We start from the raw sequence: 20,833 nt of genomic DNA, 5'->3' as shown, positions 1-20,833 counted from the left end.
GCCGTCGCGCCCGCCGACGATTTCGCCCGCCTGAAGCCGGCGATTGTCGCCGCCATTCACCACCATCGCCGTCTTCACCCTTAATTCACGGAGGAATTCATGACCGTTGCCATTACCGATGTCGTCCTGCGCGACGCCCACCAGTCCCTGTTCGCCACCCGTCTGCGTCTCGACGATATGCTGCCCGTTGCCGCTCAGCTGGACGACGTCGGCTACCGCTCGCTGGAGTGCTGGGGCGGCGCCACCTTTGACGCCTGCATCCGCTTCCTCGGCGAGGACCCGTGGGTCCGCCTGCGCGAGCTGAAAAAGGCGATGCCCAAGACCCCGCTGCAGATGCTGCTCCGCGGCCAGAACCTGCTCGGCTACCGCCACTACGCCGACGACGTGGTGGAGCGCTTCGTGGAGCGCGCCGTCAAAAACGGCATGGACGTCTTCCGCGTCTTCGATGCCATGAACGACCCGCGCAACATGCAGGCCGCCCTGCAGGCGGTCCGCCGCCACGGCGCCCACGCCCAGGGTACGCTTTCGTACACCACCAGCCCGGCGCACACCCTGCAGACCTGGCTCGACCTCACCGAACAGCTGCTGGAGACCGGCGTTGACTCCGTCGCCATCAAGGACATGTCCGGCATTCTGACGCCGCATGCCGCCTTTGAGCTGGTCAGCGAAATCAAGAAGCGCTATGACGTCACCCTGCACCTGCACTGCCATGCCACCACCGGGATGGCGGAGATGGCGCTGCTGAAGGCCATTGAAGCCGGGGTCGACGGCGTGGATACGGCGATTTCGTCCATGAGCGCCACCTACGGCCACCCGGCCACCGAGGCGCTGGTCGCCACCCTCGCCGGCACGCCGTACGACACCGGGCTGGATATCCACAGGCTGGAGAGCATCGCCGCGTACTTCCGCGAGGTGCGCAAAAAATACCACGCCTTCGAAGGCCAGCTGAAGGGCACCGACAGCCGTATCCTCGTCGCCCAGGTGCCGGGCGGGATGCTCACCAATCTCGAAGGCCAGCTGAAGCAGCAGAGCGCCGCCCACCGTCTGGATGAAGTGCTGGCGGAAATCCCCCGCGTGCGCGAGGACCTCGGCTTCATCCCGCTGGTGACCCCGACCTCGCAGATTGTCGGCACCCAGGCGGTGCTCAACGTCCTGACCGGCGAGCGCTACAAAACCATTGCGAAGGAGACCGCCGGTATCCTGAAAGGCGAGTACGGTCGCACCCCGGCGCCGGTGAACGCCGCCCTGCAGGCGCGGGTGCTCGACGGCGCCGACGCCGTCACCTGCCGCCCGGCGGATTTACTCAAGCCGGAGCTGGCCGCGCTGGAAGCCGACGTCAGACGCCAGGCGCAGGAGAAGGGCATCACGCTTGCCGAAAACGCCATCGACGACGTGCTCACCGTGGCGCTGTTCCCGCAACCCGGCCTGAAGTTCCTCGAAAACCGCCACAACCCGGCGGCCTTTGAGCCGGTGCCGCAGGCGGAAGCCGCGCAGCCAGTGGCAAAAGCAGAAAAACCTGCCGCCTCCGGCGTCTACACCGTGGAGGTGGAAGGCAAAGCCTTTGTGGTCAAAGTCAGCGACGGCGGTGACGTCAGCCAGCTGACGGCGGCTGCTCCTGCTCCTGCTCCTGCCTCTGCACCCGCCGCTGCCGCCCCGGCCGGCGCCGGTACCCCGGTGACCGCCCCGCTGGCGGGCACTATCTGGAAGGTGCTGGCCAGCGAAGGCCAGACGGTGGCCGCAGGCGAAGTGCTGCTGATTCTGGAAGCCATGAAGATGGAAACCGAAATCCGCGCCGCGCAGGCCGGGACCGTGCGCGGTATCGCGGTGAAAGCCGGCGACGCGGTGGCGGTCGGCGACACCCTGATGACCCTGGCGTAAGGAAAAGGAACGGAAATGGAAAGTCTGAACGCCCTGATTCAGGGCATGGGGCTGATGCACCTCGGCGCCGGCCAGGCCATCATGCTGCTGGTCAGCCTGCTGCTGCTCTGGCTGGCGATTGCGAAGAAGTTCGAGCCGTTACTGCTGCTGCCGATTGGCTTCGGCGGCCTGCTCTCCAATATCCCGGAGGCCGGGCTGGCGCTCACCGCCCTGGAGAGCCTGCTGGCTCACCACGACCCGGCGCAGCTGGCGGTGATTGCCGCGAAGCTCCACTGCGCGCCGGACGTCCACGCCATCAAAGAGGCACTGGCGCTGGCCCTGCCGTCGGTGCAGGGGCAGATGGAGAGCCTCGCGGTGGACATGGGCTACTCCGCCGGGGTGCTGGCCATCTTCTATAAGGTGGCGATTGGCTCGGGCATCGCGCCGCTGGTCATCTTTATGGGCGTCGGGGCGATGACCGATTTCGGCCCGCTGCTGGCCAACCCGCGCACCCTGCTGCTGGGGGCGGCGGCGCAGTTCGGGATCTTCGCCACCGTGCTCGGGGCGCTGACGCTGAACTACTTCGGCATCATCAGCTTCACCCTGCCGCAGGCGGCGGCCATCGGCATCATCGGCGGCGCCGACGGCCCGACGGCGATTTACCTGTCGGGCAAGCTGGCGCCGGAGCTGCTGGGGGCCATCGCGGTGGCGGCCTACTCCTATATGGCGCTGGTGCCGCTGATCCAGCCGCCGATCATGAAGGCGCTGACCACGGATAAGGAGCGGAAAATTCGCATGGTGCAGCTGCGCACGGTAAGTAAGCGGGAGAAGATCCTGTTCCCGGCGGTGCTGTTGCTGCTGGTGGCGCTCCTGCTGCCGGACGCCGCGCCGCTGCTGGGTATGTTCTGCTTCGGCAACCTGATGCGCGAGAGCGGCGTGGTGGAGCGGCTGAGCGATACGGTGCAGAACGCGCTGATCAACATCGTCACCATCTTCCTCGGGCTGTCGGTGGGGGCCAAGCTGGTGGCGGACAAGTTCCTGCAGCCGCAGACGCTGGGGATCCTGGTGCTGGGGGTGATCGCCTTCTGCGTGGGGACCGCAGCCGGGGTGCTGATGGCGAAGCTGATGAACGTGTTCAGCCGGCACAAAATCAACCCGCTGATTGGTTCCGCGGGGGTGTCGGCGGTGCCGATGGCGGCGCGGGTGTCGAACAAGGTGGGTCTGGAAGCGGACGGGCAGAACTTCCTGCTGATGCACGCGATGGGCCCGAACGTGGCGGGGGTGATCGGCTCGGCGATCGCCGCCGGGGTGATGCTCAAGTATGTGCTGGCGATGTAGGCCGGCATCCTTCCCGGAGGTGTGGCTGTCGCCCCACCTCCGGGCTGATTTGATACCCACTCTTGGCATGACGGGGCCGGGCACATGTCTGAAATTTTCTGTTCTGTGCTCCACCTGTCGGCGCCGGGGGCGCAAAACGGGGAGAATAACAATTTAATGTCTATCTACCCAATGTATACCCGAAAAATCACCCACTGGTTTGCCAGGCGATCGTTTCAGAATCGCATCTTCCTGCTGATCTTATTCACCTCGACGATCGTCATGCTGGCGATGTCATGGTATCTGACAGACATTACCGAGGAGCGTCTGCATTATCAGGTCGGGCAACGGGCGCTGATTCAGGCGATGCAGATTTCGGCGATGCCGGAGCTGGTGGAGGCAGTGCAGAAACGCGATCTCGCCAGAATCAAAGCCCTTATCGACCCCATGCGTTCGTTCTCCGACGCCACCTACATCACCGTCGGTGATGCCAGCGGCCAGCGCCTCTATCACGTCAATCCTGATGAAATCGGCAAATCGATGGAAGGCGGCGATAGCGATGAGGCGTTGATAAACGCTAAAAGCTACGTGTCAGTGCGCAAAGGCTCGCTGGGATCGTCGCTGCGCGGTAAATCGCCGATTCAGGACGCAACCGGCAAGGTGATCGGCATTGTGTCGGTAGGCTATACCATTGAGCAACTGGAAAACTGGCTCAGCCTGCAGATAAGTTCGCTGCTGATCCCGATGGCCATCATGTTACTGCTTCTGCTCTTTTGCGCCCGCCGCTTCTCACTGCATATCAAAAAACAGATGCTCAATATGGAACCCCAGCAGCTGTCACAGCTGTTGATCCAGCAAAGCGTGCTGTTTGAATCGGTGTTCGAAGGGCTTATCGCCATCGACTCCGATTATAAAATCACTGCGATTAATCAGACTGCGCGTCGCCTGCTCAATTTGAGTCAGCCGGAACCGACGCTTATCGGCAAACGGATCAGCAGCGTTATCTCGCAGGAGGTCTTCTTCTACGATGCGCCACAGACCAATAAAAAAGACGAGATCGTTACCTTCAATCAGATCAAAGTGATCGCCAGCCGGATGGCGGTGATCTTAAACAATGAGCCACAGGGCTGGGTGATCAGCTTTCGCAGCAAAGACGATATCAACACCCTTAGCCTGCAGCTTAGCCAGGTACAACAGTACGCCGATAACCTGCGCGCCGTACAGCATGAGCATCGCAATCTGATCTCCACTATCGCCGGTCTGCTGTTTCTTAAACGCTATAACCAAGCGCTGGAACTGATCCAACAGCAGTCGGAAAGTCACCAGAAGGTGATCGATTTTATTGCACGCAATTTCCAGGACAACCACCTGGCCGGGCTGTTGATCGGCAAATATTACCGGGCCAAAGAGCTTGGACTTGAGCTGATTTTCGATCCGGCCTGCTTCGTTGATAGATTACCTACCGCCCTTTCGCACAACGAATGGATCTCGATCGTGGGGAATCTACTTGATAACGCCTACAATGCCAGCCTGCGTCAACCGCAGGGTTCAAAACAGATCGAATGCCTGATCAACAGTGATGGCCAGGAGGTGATCATTGAGATCGCCGACCAGGGATGCGGCATTGACGAGGCGCTGCGCGATCGGATCTTCGAGCGCGGCGTCACCAGCAGCGCCAGCAAAGATCATGGTATCGGACTCTGGCTAGTACGCAGCTACGTGGAACAAGCAGGCGGCAGTATCGTCGTCGAAAATAATATTCCTTTTGGCACCATTTTTACGCTTTATATCCCCCTGACCCGAGATGAACATCATGGATAGCATCACTACTCTTATTGTTGAAGACGAACCTATGCTGGCGGAGATCCTGGTGGATAACATTAAACAGTTTCCCCAGTTCGACGTCATTGGTATTGCGGATAAGCTTGAGAGCGCCAGGAAACAGCTCAGACTGTATCAACCGCAGCTGATCCTGCTGGATAATTTTTTACCCGACGGCAAAGGTATCGATCTGATCCGCCATGCAGTCAGTACACATTACAAGGGACGGATTATCTTTATTACTGCGGATAATCACATGGAAACCATCAGCGAAGCGCTGCGTCTTGGGGTGTTTGATTACCTGATTAAGCCGGTGCACTATCAGCGCCTGCAGCACACGCTGGAGCGCTTTGCCCGCTATCGTAGCTCGCTGCGCTCCAGTGAACAGGCCAGCCAGCTCCATGTCGACGCGCTGTTTAATATTCAGGCCCGGGAACAAACGGAACCCGCCAGCGCACCACTGCGCGGGATCGATGAAAGCACCTTTCAGCGCGTGCTCCAGCTGTTTGCCGACCCGACGGTGGTGCATACCGCCGACTCGCTGGCCCGTATCCTCGGCAGCAGCAAAACCACCGCTCGCCGTTATCTGGAACAAGGAGTGAAGAACGACTTTCTGGAAGCGGAAATCAGCTACGGCAAGGTTGGCCGACCTGAGCGTATCTATCACGGCAAGCAGACCTATCCTGAGCAGAGATAAAACGCTTACGCCAGGGTGTAGCTGACCACCAGCTGCCCCTTCTTCATCTTAATCTGACTAATGACAATGTCGCCCAGCTCCGCCAGACGGGCGACGTGGGTGCCTCCGCAGGGATAGGCTGGCAGTTCGCCGAATCCCACCTTGCGCATGCCATTAGCGAACGTCACCTGACGCGGTAAGTCCTGCGCCTGCCATGCCTTCACTAGCGCCAGTAGCGCACTGGCTTCCGGCAGCGCGGCGCTATTCCTGCTGGCAAAGGTTATCCGCCCTTCGCCGGGCCAGTGGTGCGCTTTCACCGGTTGCCAGCCAAGCTGTTCGCCCGCCAGGCCAAGCAGGTGGCCGGCAGAATGCAGACGAGCATGCAGCTGTCTCGCGGAGGCATCAATTTTCATCTCCACTTCACCGAGGGGAAGGGGTTGCGACAGAATATGCAGCACCCTTTCGCCGCGCACAGCCACCGTCTCAACCACCTGCCCGGCAATCCATCCACGGTCCGCCGGTTGACCGCCCCCTTGCGGGTGAAACAGCGTCCGATCCAGTTCGATGGCGTAACGGCCATCCGCTTCTGCAGTGCAGGCGATGATCTGGGCGCGCCCGTCGGTAGCATCGCTGGTGTAATAAACCCGTTCAGTCATAGTGATTCTCCTCTCTGTCCGGCCAGTATATTATTAATGCCGACAGCGATAATCCCACCACCAGCCAATGCACTCTTGCTCCGGGAGCACAAATGAATCTGAACCTCCTGCCCGACCTCGCTCTTTTCGTTCAGATAGTCGACCAGGGCAGCTTCTCCGCCGTCGCCCGCCAGAACGGCATTACCCCTTCAGCCGTTAGCCGCAGCGTGTCACGGCTGGAGCGAGAGATGGGCTGCAAACTGCTGCAGCGTACCACCCGCAAGCTGCGTCTTAGCGATGCCGGGGAAACGATATATCAGCATGCCCAGCAGATGCTGGAAGCGGCGCGACAGGCAATGGATTCCGCAGGCAGTCGCCAAACGGTCGCCCAGGGAAAGCTGACGCTAAGCGTCCCGAAAGCCGTCGGCCGCTTTGTGATCCACCCGCTGATGATGGCGTTTTTCCACCGCTACCCGCAGGTGGACGTCTGCCTGCGGCTGGAAGATCGCCCTCTCGATTTTATCGATGACGGTATTGATCTGGCGCTACGCATCACCGATACCCCCTCCCCCGGCCTGCATGGCAAACCGCTGATGCCAATCAGGCACGTTATCTGCGCCACTGAGGCCTATTTACAGCAGCACGGTACGCCGTACACGCCGCAGGATCTGCGCGCGCATAGCTGCATTAGCCTTGGCGAAACGCCCGCCGATGCTCGCTGGAAGTTCCGTCGGGAAGGCAAAACAGAAACGGTGCAAACCTACGGGCGGTACGCCGCCAACCATACCGCCGTACGCCTCGACGCGGTCAGACAGCATTTAGGGATCGGCAGCCTGCCGCTGTTCACCGCCCGTGAGGCGCTGGCGAACGGCGACATCGTGCAGGTGTTGCCCGAGTGGGAATTTATCAGCAGCTACTCAGGCGACCTGTGGCTACTGTGGGCGGGAGATAAGCATATGCCCGCCAGGATGCGGGCGATGATCGATTATCTCAGCGAGACGGTGCCGGCGCTGAGCGCAGGCAGCACAGAGCCAGCGAAATAATTGCAAACCACGGAATGATAACCCCCAACACAAACCAGATCCCGGAGCGGCCGATATCATGCATCCGCCGGCAGCCTACAGCCAGCAGGGGGATCGCCATCAACAGCAGCCAGAGCGCGGCAAAGGGAATGACAACAAAACTGAGGATGCCGTATTGAGGGTTAACGCTGGTTGCCAGACACCAGGCCGCCAGCGGCGCGGTGGCGATCAATACATTGGTGAGAAAAAACGTCCAGAACTGCCGTCGACTGGCGCGTCCGCTAAAGTTAAAGGTCTCTTTCCAGCCGCTCAAATACGCCTGTCCATAGGTCATTGCTTCTCTCCTTGAAAATCGAGTGATATATCACGGCGCCAGGGCAATCACCTCCGCCGCCCAGCGCTGAAACCCTTCGACGTCGATATCCAGCGCCACCTGGGCGTTCGCCGGCTGGCCCAGTCGTCCTTCGATATCCACCACCGTGGTGCCGGCGGTCCAGGTCCCCTGCGTCTCCACCGCCACAAAGCACGGCTGGAGAGTGAACAGTTCCGGGCGGGCCAGCCACGCAATAGCGCACAAGTCGTGCATGCGCAGACCACTGCTCATGCTGCCGCTGCGATAGTGGCTAAACAGCGCATGGAGCATTTTACCGGTCTGGTTCAGCGTCGGCAGCGTCGCCAGATAATCCGCCGCCAGCAGCGCCCGGTTGGTGACGTCCAGCCCGCACATCACAATCTCCAGCCCGCTGTGGAACACTTTCGCGGCGGCTTCCGGGTCGATAGCGATATTGAATTCCGCATTCGGCGTGAAGTTGCCGCGGCCCGCCGAGCCGCCCATGATCACCAGCCGGCGAATATTAAACACGCATTCCGGGTACTGGGTCAGCAGCAGCGCTATATTGGTCAGCGGGCCAATCGCCACCAGGGTGATCGGCTCGGCAGCATGCATAAGCGCATCACGGATCGCCTGGAAGGCCGGCTTCGCCAGCGGTTGACGTTGATGCTCAACAAAGTCATACCCCTCCATGCCGGATTCGCCATGCACCGAGGCGGCGTCGCGCAACGGACGCACCAGCGGCATCGACGCCCCCTGCGCCAGCGGTACATCGGCATTCCAGAAATGCAGCAATTGCAGCGCGTTACGGGTCGTCTTCTCCACCGAGACATTGCCCGCTACGGTGGTCATCAACTGCAGATCCAGCTCAGGCGCGAACAGCGCCGCGGCAATGGCGGCGGCATCGTCGATGCCCGGATCGGTATCAAGAATGATTGGTAAGCGCATGGTTTCTCCCTAAAAAAATGCCAGACGTTAAGTCTGGCATCTTCTCATACTGCTGGAGGAAAGAACTTACTCTACTTCACGGACATCCACACGCAGCTCTTTCGGCACTTCAAAGACGATATTCTCTTCCCGGCCTTCCAGCGGCACGGCTTCGCCGCCGCCCAGCTCCTGCAGGCGGGTAATGACGTTCTGCACCAGAATATCCGGCGCCGACGCGCCCGCCGTCACGCCGACGCAGGCCGCATCCTTGACCCACGCTTCCTGGATATCGGAGGCGTCGTCAATCAGGTAAGCCGCCTTACCCATCCGCTGCGCCAGCTCGGCGAGGCGGTTAGAGTTGGAGGAGTTTTTCGACCCGACCACCAGCACTACGTCAGCCTGCTCCGCCAGCGCGCGCACGGCTTCCTGACGGTTAGTGGTGGCATAGCAAATGTCGTCTTTGCGCGGGCCGACGATTTTCGGAAAACGCGCGCGCAGGGCGTCAATCACATCCGAGGTATCGTCGACGGAGAGCGTGGTCTGGGTCATAAACGACAGCCGGGCGTCATTTTTCACTTCCAGCTTCAGCACGTCTTCCGGCGACTCGACCAGGTACATCCCCCCTTGCGGGTTGTTGTACTGTCCCATGGTGCCTTCGACTTCCGGATGGCCGGCATGGCCAATCAGAATCGACTCTTCGCCGCGGCGGCTGGCGCGGGCGACTTCCATATGGACTTTGGTCACCAGCGGACAGGTGGCATCGAACACCGTCAGGTCGCGGCTCTTCGCTTCGTTGCGTACCGCCTGCGACACGCCGTGGGCGGAGAAAATCAGGATCGCGCCGTCCGGCACTTCGCTGATCTGTTCGATAAAAATGGCGCCACGCTTGCGCAGGCTATCCACCACATAGCGGTTGTGCACCACTTCATGACGAACATAGATCGGTGCGCCATACAGCGTCAGCGCGTTTTCTACAATGCTGATAGCGCGGTCAACGCCAGCGCAAAAACCGCGCGGGTTAGCCAACAGGATCTGCATGTTACTCCTCCAGCGCCGGATCGATCTCCAGCACTTCAATATCAAAATGAACAGTGCGCCCGGCCAGCGGATGGTTGAAGTCAACGGTGATGGAATCGCCGTTCACTTCGCGGATCACGCCAGGCATTTCGCTGCCATCCATTGCGGTAAAGAGCATAATCGCGCCGATCTCCGGCTCGCCAGCGTCGATAAACTCGCGGCGAGAGAAATACTGAATCAGGTCCGGGCTGGGTACGCCAAAGGCGGCGTCAGGCTCCAGCGAAAAGGCCTTTTTCTCCCCCTCTTTCAAACCGAGAAGCTGTTGCTCCAGCCCTTCAGACAAAGAGGTGTCGCCGAGGCGAAACAGCGCCGGTTTGCCGTTGCTGCGGGTGGACTCGGCAGTGGAGCCGTCGTCCAGTTTCAGAGTGAAGTGCACCAGTACCGCGCTGTTGCTCTGTACGGATTTAGACATGCAAATTGCTCGCTTGTTTAGGTCACCTGGTGCCCGGCGGCATTACGCTTACCGGGCCTACGGGAGCCAAAAATTCTGTAGGCCGGGTAAGCGTCACGTCACCCGGCATTGAGATTTACGCCTGCTCTTTCACAGTCGGTTTCGGCAGGAAGCCTTCCAGCACAATCAGCGCTGCGCCGATGCAGATCGCGCTATCGGCGAGGTTGAAGGTGGCAAAATGCCAGTCGCCGACGTAGAAGTCGATCATATCGACCACAAAGCCATGCCACAGGCGATCGAACAAGTTGCCCAGCGCGCCGCCGATAATCAGCGCGTAGGCAATATTGTTCAGCTTTTGCGTCGCCTTCGAACGGTACATCAGCACCGTCAGCACCACGCAAATGCCGATCGCGATCCCGGAAAAGAACCAGCGCTGCCAGCCGCCGCTGTCGGCGAGGAAGCTAAAGGCCGCGCCATAGTTGCGGGCATAATGCAGATTAAGCGACGGGAACAGCGGAACCGTCTCCCCCAGAGCGAAGTTCTGGAGGATCAGGAATTTGCTGCCCAGATCGATAATCAGCACGGCTACGACCACCCACAGCCAGCGTAGCCCCGTTGAACAGATCGATTTACTCATCAGGCGAATTTACGTTGCTCGCCGTCACCGGCGACGTTGCTCACACAGCGTCCGCAGATTTCCGCGTGTTCCGCCACCTTGCCGATATCGGTGGTGTAATGCCAGCAGCGCGGGCATTTCTCACCTTCAGCTTTACTCAATGCGACTTTCAACCCTTTGAGCAGTTCGCTTTGCTGCGCATCAGCGGACGCGCTCGCATAGTCTGCGACGTTCGCCCCGGAGGTCAACAGGACAAATCGCAATTCATCGCCCAGCGCATTGAGCTTAGCCGCCAGATCGGCATCAGCATACAGCGTGACTGCCGCTTCCAGCGAGCCGCCGACTTTCTTATCCGCACGCGCCTGCTCGATCACCTTGTTGACTTCGCCACGCACCTTCAGCAGCTCGTCCCAGAAATCGTCGTTCATCGCTTCGTCGTCGGCCAGGCCGAACAGACCTTCATACCACTCGCCGGTGAAGACATATTTCTCACGCTCGCCCGGCAGATAGCCCCAGATTTCATCTGCGGTGAAGGACATGATCGGCGCCATCCAGCGCACCAGCGCTTCCACGATATGGAACAGCGCGGTCTGGCAGCTGCGACGCGCCACGCTGTCCGCCTTGGCGGTGTACTGGCGGTCTTTGATGATGTCGAGGTAGAACGAGCCCATCTCGATGGAGCAGAAGCGCATCAGGCGCTGCACCACTTCATGGAAGTCGTAGGATTCGTAGGCTTTCAGGATATCTTCCTGTGCCGCCTGCGCGCAGCCGACCGCCCAGCGGTCCAGCACCACCATCTCTTCCGGTTTAACCATGTCTTTCGCCGGATCGAAACCGTTAAGGTTCGCCAGCAGGAAGCGCGCGGTATTACGGATACGACGATAGCTGTCGGCGGCGCGTTTGAGGATCTCGTCAGAGACCGCCATTTCGCCGGTGTAGTCGGTGGAAGCCACCCACAGGCGCAGGATATCGGCGCCGAGCTTGTTCATCACGTCCTGCGGGCTAACGGTGTTGCCGATAGACTTGGACATTTTGCGGCCCTGACCGTCGACGGTGAAGCCGTGGGTCAGTACCTGACGATATGGCGCTTTGCCTTTCATCGCCGTGGAAATCATCAGCGAGGACATGAACCAGCCGCGATGCTGGTCAGAACCTTCCAGATACATATCGGCGGCGTGACCGGCGAATTCCGGACGCACGTCAACCACGGAAGAGTGGGTCGACCCGGAGTCAAACCAGACGTCGAGGGTATCCGGCACTTTCTCATAGCTGTCGGCGTCATCGCCAAGAATGTCGCGGGAATCGAGATCCCACCACGCCTGGATGCCGTCAACTTCAACGCGTTTTGCCACTTCTTCCATCAGCTCAAGGGTACGCGGGTGCAGTTCATGGGTTTCTTTATGCACGAACAGCGACATCGGCACGCCCCAGGTGCGCTGACGGGAGATACACCAGTCAGGGCGGTTAGCGACCATCGATTCGATACGCGCCTGGCCCCAGTCCGGGATCCACTGCACGCCTTTGATCTCTTTCAGCGACTGCGCGCGCAGGCCTTTCTGATCCATGCTCACGAACCACTGCGGAGTGGCGCGGAAGATGATCGGCGACTTGTGGCGCCAGCAGCATGGATAGCTGTGCTGCAGTTTCTCAACGTGTAACAGCGCGCCACGCTCACGCAGCATCTCAACGATGATGTCATTGGCTTTGAAAACATTAATGCCGTCCAGGGACGGCCAGGTACCTGGCAGGTAAGCGCCGTCCGGGCCAACCGGGTTGGCGATTTCCAGACCGTATTTCTGGCTGATGGTGTAGTCGTCCGGACCGTGGCCGCCAGCGGTATGCACCGCACCGGTACCGGCATCCAGCGTCACGTGGTCGCCAAGGATCGCCGGCACGTCGAAATCGAGGAACGGATGCTTAAAGCGCATCAGCTCAAGCTCAGAACCTTGTACCGCCGCCAGAATAGTGTAGTCCGTCGCGCCAACGCGCTTCATTACGCTCTCAACCAGGTCTTTCGCCAGGATCAGCGCCTGGCCGTCAACCTGCACCAACGCATAGTCGAACTCAGGAGACAGAGAGATAGCGCGGTTGGCCGGCAGGGTCCACGGCGTGGTGGTCCAGATAACCAGCGACACCGGACCGTTGACGTCGGCTACGCCGAATTTCGCCAGTACCGCGGCTTTGTCTACCGCGTGGAACGCGACATCGATAGACGGAGAGGTTTTGTCGTAATACTCCACTTCCGCTTCCGCCAGCGCGGAACGGCAGTCTACGCACCAGTGCACCGGTTTGGCGCCTTTATGCAGGTGGCCATTACCGATGATTTTGCCCAGCGCGCGGATGATGTTGGCTTCGGTTTTGAAGTCCATGGTCAGGTACGGATGCGACCAGTCGCCCAGCACGCCGAGACGGATAAAGTCTTTACGCTGGCCATCGATCTGCTCGGCGGCATATTCGCGGCACTTAGCGCGGAATTCGGCAGCGGTAAATTTCTCACCCGGCTTGCCGTATTCCTGCTCCACTTTCAGCTCGATCGGCAGACCGTGGCAGTCCCAGCCCGGAACGTAAGGCGAGTCATAGCCCGTCAGTCCTTTGGACTTAACGATAATGTCTTTCAGAATCTTGTTTACCGAGTGACCAATATGAATGCTGCCATTCGCATAAGGAGGGCCATCATGCAGAATGAAGGTTTTTTTGCCTTTTTTGGCTGCACGAATGATGCCGTACAGGTCATCATCGGTCCAACGCGCCAGCATTCCCGGTTCGCGTTTGGCGAGGTCGCCACGCATAGGGAACCCTGTTTCCGGCAAATTCAGGGTCGATTTATAGTCACTCATCAGATTCTCGGTTCCGTATTTCGGTTTGATAAACACCAGTGGCTCAGGCCTGGCTGGTCAGCCCAAATAATTCGCGGGCCGTTAACTCATCACGTGCGATTTGCGCCTTCAGCTCGTCCAGCGACGCAAACCGCTGCTCGTTACGTATCTTTTTACGCAGTATTACATTGATATGGCGACCGTAGAGGTCCATTACAACGTCCAACAGATGTACTTCGAGCTGCTGACGCACGCCCGCAACCGTTGGACGGGTGCCAATATTGGCGACGCCCGCTATCGGTTTGTCGCCCAGCCCTGTCACTTCTACCGCATAGACCCCTTTAACCGGGGAAACCTGACGACGCAGCGGTAAGTTCGCCGTCGGAAAACCTATGGTTCGGCCTAGTTCATCACCATGCACGACGCGTCCGGAGATGCTAAACGGATGGCCGAGCAGCGTCTCCGCCAGCAGGAGATCGTCATCGGCCAGCGCCTGGCGTACCGCCGTGCTGCTGATTCGCACCCCGCCTTCGCAGAAGGTTTGGGTGCTGGTGACGTCGAAGCCATATTCCGCCCCCGCCTTTTGTAATAACAAGAAATCCCCCTGGCGACCAGCGCCAAAGCGGAAATCGTCACCAACGGCGAGGAACTGCACGCCCAGGCGACGCACCAGCAGTTCACTGATAAAATCCTGCGCGGTTAGCGCGGCGAACCGGCGGTCAAAGCGAACGCACAATACATAGTCAACCCCGCTTTCAGCCAGATAGCCCAGCTTTTCACGCAGGCGGGTCAATCGCGCCGGGGCTTTATCAGCGGCAAAGAGCTCCAGCGGCTGGGGTTCAAAAATCATCACCACGACCGGTAAACCGCGCTGGCGGCCCTCTTCGCGCAACCGCTGCAGCAGCGCCTGATGCCCACGATGCACGCCGTCGAAATTACCAATGGTCAGCACGCACCCGTGCGGGGCCTGACTGAGATTATGTATGCCGCGTATCAGCTTCATGTCTGGCTCAAAACAGTGAAAATCGTCCGAGTATACCTTGTACAACTGTCAACGTTAACCAGCGATTGCACCTCGGCAACGAAAGTTCTCAGGAATTCATTCACTCAGCGCGAGAAAGCGGGAAAACTGGCCGCGCCCGGCGATTTTTATGGTGGAAAAGCTGTATTCGCCTGCAACAAGCTGGTAGAATCTTGCGCCATCACTACGTAATGAAGCGCTGTGGTGTTAAACGGCGCTTATTTGCACAAATCCATTGACAAAAGAAGGCTAAACGGGCATATTCCTCGGCCTTTGAATTGTCCATATAGAACACATTTGGGAGTTGGACCTTGGCTAATATCAAATCAGCTAAGAAGCGCGCCGTTCAGTCTGAAAAGGCTCGCAAGCACAACGCAAGCCGTCGCTCTATGATGCGTACTTTCATCAAGAAAGTATACGCAGCTATCGAAGCTGGCGACAAAGCTGCTGCACAGAAAGCATTTAACGAAATGCAACCGATCGTGGACCGTCAGGCTGCTAAAGGTCTGATCCACAAAAACAAAGCTGCGCGTCATAAAGCAAACCTGACTGCACAGATCAACAAACTGGCTTAATCGCCTGCTTGCTGAACTTTGTTAAAGAAACCCGCGAAAGCGGGTTTTTTTATGCCCACCATCTTCCCCCGGTAGCGCACGCTGGCGCGATCTGAGCCACGCCAGCCCACGCCTTCCGGCTATCGGGGTTCGGTGAACAGCGACGAATAATCGCGATTACAGATACGCTGTACCGCCGGGTGCTGAATCATTCGTTCAGCGAAAATAGCGTGATACTCCTCCATCACGCTATCCATACGGCCAATTTCGACAATCGATTCATCATGGTAGAAATCATGCGCGTAGAGCGTCGGCGCGACAAATATCGCATTATGTGCGGCGCCGAAGGCTTTCATGAGCGCCGCGTCGTCAAACTCGCCGAGGATCTCCACCTTCAGGCCCTGCACGTTAATCCAGTTCAGCAGCTTACGTCCCAGCATCGATCGCCGGCCGGGGATCAGCAGCCGCCGCTCTTCGAGGCAGGCCGGGAACGGCTTCGTCGGCGCCGGATTCATGCACCAGAAGCTGACGCTGCACTCGCCGATCTTCACCGAAAATAGCCCTTCCTGCTGCGTCGAGTCGATCGGGCAGTCAGAGATAATCATGTCGAGCTTATGCTGGCTCAGCTGCTCCAGCAGCAGCTCATGAGTGGATTCAAAACAGCGCAGATGAATCTGCTCGCTCTCAACGACAGCGGCATCCAGCACGCCGCTGACCAGCCGTTTCGAGAGCGCATCGGCCACGCCGACGTCAAACAGCAGGTTCGACTCTTTGCGATAGTTGACGATGTCGAGCATCTCCTGGCTGAGGGTAAACATCCTGTCGGCATAGCGAAAAACCAGCTCCCCCAGCTCGCTCGGCTCAAGCCCCCTTCCCTTTCGCTTAAATAATTTCCCCTGCAGGCGCTCCTCCAGGGCTTTGATCTGCCCGGTAATGGTCTGCGGCGTCAGAAACAGCGCCTCCGCCGCGCCCACGACGGACCCTTCTTTATACACGTGCCAGAAGTAGTACAGATGATTGTAGTTAATATGTGACATGCTTCTCTCCCTGATAATGTCCAGGAGAGCCTGTCGGGCTCTCCTGCAGAAAGGTTATACCGCGAGGCGAGTATCCGTCACGCGCTGACGCAGTATGAGGTAGCCGACGACCGCTGATAGCACTGAGCCGATCAGAATGCCAAGCTTGGCCCAGTTGATCAACGCGGGATCCACGCTGCCAAAGGCCAGGGTGGCGATGAAAATCGACATCGTAAAGCCAATCCCGCACAGGATCCCCACCGCCATAATTTGCTTGCAGGTGGTTCCCTCCGGCAGCGAAGCCCACTTCAGCTTCAGGGCCAGCCAGCAGAACAGGCTAATCCCCAGCGGCTTACCGATAAACAGGCCAGCCATAATGCCCAGCGGCAGGAGCGACGTCAGCCCGGCAAGGGTGACCCCCTGCAGTGAGACCCCCGCGTTCGCGAAGGCAAACAGCGGCAGGATCATAAACGCCACCCACGGGTGCAGGACATGCTCAAGCGCTTTGGCCGGCGACATGCCATGCTTTTCCTCGAGCGGGATCATAAAGCCGACAATCACCCCGGCAAGGGTCGCGTGAACGCCAGACTTCAGCACCGCCGTCCACAGCACCGCGCCAACCAGAATATAGATCCCGGTACGCCGCACGCCGCTCAGATTCAGGGCCACCAGCACCGCAATCGCCGCCGCCGCCACGCCCAGCGAGAGCATGGACAGGTCGTGGGTATAAAACAGCGCGATAATCACGATAGCCCCGAGGTCATCAATAATCGCCAGCGCCATCAGGAAAATCTTCAGCGCCGTCGGGACCCGGCTACCTAACAGCGCCAGCACGCCGAGGGCAAAGGCAATATCCGTCGCCGCCGGGATCGCCCACCCTTCTCTGGCGACAGGATCCTGGGCGTTAAAGGCCAGGTAGACCAGGGCCGGGACGATCATCCCGCCCAGCGCGGCTATCACCGGGAAGACCGCCTGACGGCGGCTCGCCAGCGACCCTTGAATCAGCTCACGCTTGACCTCCAGGCCAATCAGCAAAAAGAACACCGCCATCAGGGCATCATTGATCCATAACAGCATGTTCTTGTTGATCTCCAGCGCGCCCACACGCAGCTGTACTGGCGTCTCAAGGAAGGAGTGATACAGACCACTGGTCACGCTGGTATTGGCCATCACCATCGCCAGCGCGGCGGCGATAATTAAGACAATGCCGCCGGAAGCATCGCTACTAAAGAATCGTTGCAGATGTTTCACTTTTACTTTCATCCTGTTGGTGAATAACTCGATAAAAGCATAATACACATACTGATAACTCGAAAAAATCAGATTTAAGTTGCGCTAATATTCGCTTTTTACGAGCTAAAGGGGAGTTCTCAGGCGAAAAAAAGCCCGGGCAGCAAAGGCCCGGGCCGGATATCAACAAAGGCGGAATTAGCGGGTCAGGTCGTCGAAGAACTTCTTCACGCCGTCAAAGAAGCTTTTCGAACGCGGGCTGTTGTTTTCCCCGGTCGGACCGCCGAAGCTCTCCTGCAGCTCTTTCAGCAGCTGCTTCTGCTTCTCATTCAGCCCCACCGGCGTTTCCACCACCACGCGGCACAGCAGATCGCCCTGCGCGCCGCCGCGAACGGATTTCACGCCTTTTCCACGCATGCGGAACAGCTTGCCGGTCTGGGTTTCACCTGGAATTTTCAGGTTCACGCGGCCGTCGAGCGTTGGGACCTCGATCTCACCGCCCAGCGCCGCCATGGTGAAGTTGATCGGAACTTCGCAGTACAGGTTATTGCCTTCACGCTCAAAGATAGCGTGCTGCTTCACCTGAACCTGAACGTACAGATCGCCTGCCGGCGCGCCATGTTCGCCGGCCTCGCCTTCGCCCGCCAGACGGATCCGGTCACCGGTATCCACGCCCGCCGGAATTTTAACCGACAGGGTTTTGGTCTTTTCTACGCGGCCATGGCCATGACATTTATTGCACGGATCTTTAATCAGCGTACCGCGTCCCTGGCAGTGCGGACAGGTCTGCTGTACCGCAAAAAAGCCCTGGCGCATCTGCACCTGGCCTGCGCCATGACAGGTCGGACAGGTCTGCGGTTTGCTGCCGGCCTTGGCGCCGCTGCCGTGGCAGACGTCGCACTCTTCCAGCGTCGGAATACGGATCTCTTTAGTGACGCCGCGCACCGCTTCTTCCAGCGTCAGCTCCATGTTGTAACGGAGATCGGCGCCGCGTGCCGCGCGCTGACGACCACGCCCGCCGCCAAAGATATCGCCGAAAACATCGCCAAAGATATCGCTGAAGTCCGCACCGCCGCCAAAACCGCCGCCGCCGCCCATGCCGCCCTGTTCGAAGGCCGCGTGGCCGTACTGATCGTAGGCCGCACGCTTCTGGGCATCAGTCAGGATTTCATACGCTTCTTTGATTTCTTTAAATTTGGCTTCAGCCTCTTTATCACCCTGGTTGCGGTCCGGGTGATATTTCATGGCCAGGCGCTTATAAGCCTTTTTGATTTCACGCTCTTCCGCTGTTTTGGAAACGCCTAAAATCTCGTAGTAATCTTGCTTTGCCATCGGTGTTTTTCAGCCCCTTAACATGCGTGCACGGGCGGAGAGGAAACCTCTTCGCCCGTGCCAGTGTTTTACCCGTTCAAAGGGCGATTATTTTTTATCTTTCACTTCTTCGAACTCAGCGTCGACAACATCGTCGTCTTTCGCGTTGCTCGCCTGAGCGTCAGCGGAACCCGCCTGCTGCTGAGCGTGCTGCTGCTGAGCGATTTCCATCAGCTTCTGAGAAGCCTGCGCCAGCGCCTGCATTTTCGCTTCGATATCCGCTTTGTCTTCGCCTTTCAGAGAAGATTCCAGCGCGGTCAGCGCAGACTCAATGGCAGTTTTGTCGTCAGCCGGCAGTTTATCGCCTGCTTCTTCAACCTGCTTACGAGTGCTGTGCAGCAGATGGTCGCCCTGGTTGCGGGTCTGTACCAGCTCTTCGAACTTACGGTCAGATTCGGCGTTAGCTTCTGCTTCGCGAACCATTTTCTGAATTTCTTCTTCATTCAGACCGGAAGACGCTTTGATGGTGATCTTCTGCTCTTTACCGCTGTTTTTGTCTTTCGCGGAGACGTGCAGGATACCGTCAGCATCGATGTCGAAGGTCACTTCGATCTGCGGCATGCCGCGCGGCGCCGGGTTAATACCATCCAGGTTGAACTGACCCAGAGATTTGTTATCAGACGCGCGTTTACGCTCACCCTGCAGCACATGGATGGTTACCGCAGACTGGTTGTCTTCAGCGGTAGAGAACACCTGGCTGTGCTTGGTCGGGATGGTGGTGTTTTTGCTGATAAGCGCAGTCATCACGCCGCCCATGGTTTCGATACCCAGCGACAGCGGGGTTACGTCGAGCAGCAGAACGTCTTTCACATCGCCAGTCAGTACACCGCCCTGAACGGCAGCACCGATCGCCACGGCTTCATCCGGGTTAACGTCTTTACGCGGTTCTTTACCAAAGAACTCGGCCACTTTCTTCTGCACCATCGGCATACGAGTCTGACCACCAACGAGGATCACGTCGTTGATATCGGAAACGGACAGACCGGCATCCTGCAGAGCGACTTTCAGCGGCTCGATGGAACGGTTAACCAGGTCTTCTACCAGGCTTTCCAGTTTCGCGCGAGTCACTTTGATGTTCATGTGTTTCGGACCGGTCGCGTCTGCAGTGATGTACGGCAGGTTAACGTCGGTCTGCTGAGCAGAAGACAGTTCAATCTTCGCTTTCTCAGCGGCTTCTTTCAGGCGCTGCATGGCCAGCGGGTCGTTGCGCAGGTCAATGCCCTGATCTTTCTTGAACTCATCAACGAGGTAGTTGATCAGACGAGTATCGAAGTCTTCGCCGCCCAGGTGGGTATCACCGTTGGTCGCCAGAACTTCAAAGGTTTTTTCGCCATCAACTTCGTCGATTTCGATAATCGAGATATCGAAAGTACCACCACCGAGGTCGTAAACCGCGATAGTACGGTTGCCCACTTCTTTATCCAGACCGTAAGCCAGCGCGGCCGCGGTTGGTTCGTTGATGATACGTTTAACTTCCAGACCGGCGATACGGCCGGCATCTTTGGTTGCCTGACGCTGCGCATCGTTAAAGTAAGCCGGTACGGTGATAACCGCTTCAGTTACCGGTTCACCCAGGTAATCTTCAGCCGTTTTCTTCATTTTCTTCAGCACTTCAGCAGAGATCTGCGGCGGTGCAGTTTTGGTGCCTTTCACATCCAGCCATGCGTCGCCATTGTCTGCGGCAACAATTTTGTATGGCATGATAGAAACGTCACGCTGAACTTCTTCGTCCTGGAAGCGGCGGCCAATCAGGCGTTTAATCGCAAACAGGGTGTTTTGCGGGTTTGTCACTGCCTGACGTTTAGCCGGCTGACCAACCAGAGTTTCACCATCCTGGGTATAGGCAATGATAGAAGGCGTGGTGCGATCGCCTTCGGCGTTCTCCAGCACGCGTGCAGTAGTGCCATCCATAATCGCTACACAAGAGTTGGTAGTACCCAGGTCGATACCAATAATTTTACCCATCTAAACGTCTCCACTAAAAATTCGATCAACATGTGGTTGTGAACCTGTAATAAGGGCGAAACGTGCGGTTTCAACTGCCCAGACATCATTTTTTTTCAGGTTCTTCACTGCGGTTGACTACAAGATGGGGTCGCCCACACCGGCATCAAGGGGCAAGCATAAAAATTTTTTGCCTCGGATTCGCACAGGG

The 20,833-nt window shown here is 58.4% G+C and carries 18 protein-coding genes and 2 pseudogenes; 7 read left to right on the top strand and 13 right to left on the bottom strand.

Features of this window, described 5'->3' with window-relative positions; genetic code table 11:
* From RRF55_RS14775 to citB, 5 genes and pseudogenes are all read left to right on the top strand, one after another.
* Nucleotides 1-84 (top strand): annotated as a pseudogene (locus tag RRF55_RS14775) (oxaloacetate decarboxylase gamma chain); the annotation flags it as partial.
* A 15-nt stretch (nt 85-99) separates the two neighbouring features.
* The gene (gene oadA / locus RRF55_RS14770; RefSeq protein ID WP_080845379.1) at nt 100-1,878 is read left to right on the top strand and encodes a sodium-extruding oxaloacetate decarboxylase subunit alpha; all 1,779 of its coding nucleotides are present in this window, start codon (nt 100-102) and stop codon (nt 1,876-1,878) included.
* 15 nt (nt 1,879-1,893) lie between these two features.
* Entirely contained in the window at nt 1,894-3,195 is a 1,302-nt protein-coding gene (locus tag RRF55_RS14765) for an oxalacetate decarboxylase subunit beta (RefSeq protein ID WP_004181423.1), read from the top strand.
* 171 nt (nt 3,196-3,366) lie between these two features.
* On the top strand, nt 3,367-4,995 hold the full coding sequence (gene citA, locus RRF55_RS14760; RefSeq protein WP_004151379.1) for a citrate sensor histidine kinase CitA: 1,629 nt from the start codon (nt 3,367-3,369) through the stop codon (nt 4,993-4,995).
* Nucleotides 4,988-5,692, top strand: coding sequence for a citrate response regulator transcription factor CitB (gene citB / locus RRF55_RS14755; protein WP_004222618.1), 705 nt, complete (start codon nt 4,988-4,990; stop codon nt 5,690-5,692). Before citA ends, citB begins: the two co-directional genes overlap by 8 nt.
* A 5-nt stretch (nt 5,693-5,697) precedes the next feature.
* Here the strand turns inward: citB and RRF55_RS14750 are convergent, their stop codons facing one another.
* On the bottom strand, nt 5,698-6,327 hold the full coding sequence (locus tag RRF55_RS14750; protein WP_032433832.1) for a serine-tRNA(Ala) deacylase AlaX: 630 nt from the start codon (nt 6,325-6,327) through the stop codon (nt 5,698-5,700).
* 92 nt (nt 6,328-6,419) lie between these two features.
* On the opposite strand from RRF55_RS14750, the gene RRF55_RS14745 reads away from it, so the two are divergent.
* Nucleotides 6,420-7,349, top strand: coding sequence for a LysR family transcriptional regulator (locus tag RRF55_RS14745; protein WP_002887987.1), 930 nt, complete (start codon nt 6,420-6,422; stop codon nt 7,347-7,349).
* Here RRF55_RS14745 and RRF55_RS14740 read toward each other — a convergent pair.
* The 8 genes and pseudogenes from RRF55_RS14740 to RRF55_RS14705 all read right to left on the bottom strand — a co-directional run.
* Nucleotides 7,297-7,662, bottom strand: a complete 366-nt coding sequence (locus RRF55_RS14740; RefSeq protein ID WP_002887984.1) for a DUF805 domain-containing protein — start codon at nt 7,660-7,662, stop codon at nt 7,297-7,299. The genes RRF55_RS14745 and RRF55_RS14740 overlap by 53 nt on opposite strands.
* Before the next feature lie 30 nt (nt 7,663-7,692).
* A complete protein-coding gene (rihC, locus tag RRF55_RS14735; RefSeq protein ID WP_002887981.1) occupies nt 7,693-8,607 on the bottom strand; it encodes a ribonucleoside hydrolase RihC in 915 nt (304 codons plus the stop codon).
* A 66-nt stretch (nt 8,608-8,673) separates the two neighbouring features.
* Nucleotides 8,674-9,624, bottom strand: a complete 951-nt coding sequence (gene ispH / locus RRF55_RS14730) for a 4-hydroxy-3-methylbut-2-enyl diphosphate reductase (protein ID WP_002887979.1) — start codon at nt 9,622-9,624, stop codon at nt 8,674-8,676.
* 1 nt (nt 9,625) lies between these two features.
* On the bottom strand, nt 9,626-10,075 hold the full coding sequence (gene fkpB / locus RRF55_RS14725; protein WP_002887976.1) for an FKBP-type peptidyl-prolyl cis-trans isomerase: 450 nt from the start codon (nt 10,073-10,075) through the stop codon (nt 9,626-9,628).
* A gap of 115 nt (nt 10,076-10,190) precedes the next feature.
* The gene (gene lspA, locus RRF55_RS14720; protein WP_002887973.1) at nt 10,191-10,691 is read right to left on the bottom strand and encodes a signal peptidase II; all 501 of its coding nucleotides are present in this window, start codon (nt 10,689-10,691) and stop codon (nt 10,191-10,193) included.
* On the bottom strand, nt 10,691-13,507 hold the full coding sequence (gene ileS / locus RRF55_RS14715; RefSeq protein ID WP_004212580.1) for an isoleucine--tRNA ligase: 2,817 nt from the start codon (nt 13,505-13,507) through the stop codon (nt 10,691-10,693). Before ileS ends, lspA begins: the two co-directional genes overlap by 1 nt.
* A gap of 43 nt (nt 13,508-13,550) precedes the next feature.
* Nucleotides 13,551-14,489 (bottom strand): bifunctional riboflavin kinase/FAD synthetase, encoded by a 939-nt coding sequence (gene ribF / locus RRF55_RS14710; RefSeq protein ID WP_002887969.1) that lies wholly within the window; start codon nt 14,487-14,489, stop codon nt 13,551-13,553.
* A gap of 7 nt (nt 14,490-14,496) precedes the next feature.
* Nucleotides 14,497-14,702: pseudogene (locus RRF55_RS14705) on the bottom strand (DUF2575 domain-containing protein); the annotation flags it as partial.
* A 116-nt stretch (nt 14,703-14,818) separates the two neighbouring features.
* Between RRF55_RS14705 and rpsT the strand changes: the two are divergent.
* On the top strand, nt 14,819-15,082 hold the full coding sequence (rpsT, locus tag RRF55_RS14700; protein ID WP_002887965.1) for a 30S ribosomal protein S20: 264 nt from the start codon (nt 14,819-14,821) through the stop codon (nt 15,080-15,082).
* A gap of 119 nt (nt 15,083-15,201) precedes the next feature.
* Here the strand turns inward: rpsT and nhaR are convergent, their stop codons facing one another.
* From nhaR to dnaK, 4 genes are all read right to left on the bottom strand, one after another.
* Complete coding sequence (nhaR, locus tag RRF55_RS14695; RefSeq protein WP_002887961.1) at nt 15,202-16,098, bottom strand: transcriptional activator NhaR; 897 nt, start codon at nt 16,096-16,098, stop codon at nt 15,202-15,204.
* Nucleotides 16,099-16,152: 54 nt separating this feature from the next.
* Nucleotides 16,153-17,328: a Na+/H+ antiporter NhaA gene (nhaA, locus tag RRF55_RS14690; protein ID WP_032433058.1), complete on the bottom strand. Its 1,176-nt coding sequence runs from the start codon at nt 17,326-17,328 to the stop codon at nt 16,153-16,155.
* 177 nt (nt 17,329-17,505) lie between these two features.
* Nucleotides 17,506-18,639, bottom strand: a complete 1,134-nt coding sequence (dnaJ, locus tag RRF55_RS14685) for a molecular chaperone DnaJ (RefSeq protein ID WP_002887955.1) — start codon at nt 18,637-18,639, stop codon at nt 17,506-17,508.
* A gap of 87 nt (nt 18,640-18,726) precedes the next feature.
* The gene (gene dnaK / locus RRF55_RS14680; RefSeq protein WP_004146997.1) at nt 18,727-20,643 is read right to left on the bottom strand and encodes a molecular chaperone DnaK; all 1,917 of its coding nucleotides are present in this window, start codon (nt 20,641-20,643) and stop codon (nt 18,727-18,729) included.
* Nucleotides 20,644-20,833 lie beyond the last annotated feature (190 nt).

This window comes from Klebsiella sp. K47 (assembly GCF_051858335.1).
Taxonomy (GTDB): Bacteria; Pseudomonadota; Gammaproteobacteria; order Enterobacterales; family Enterobacteriaceae; genus Klebsiella; species Klebsiella pneumoniae.
Note: the sequence above shows the minus strand (reverse complement) of the source record. Positions and strands in the feature narration are given on the sequence as shown.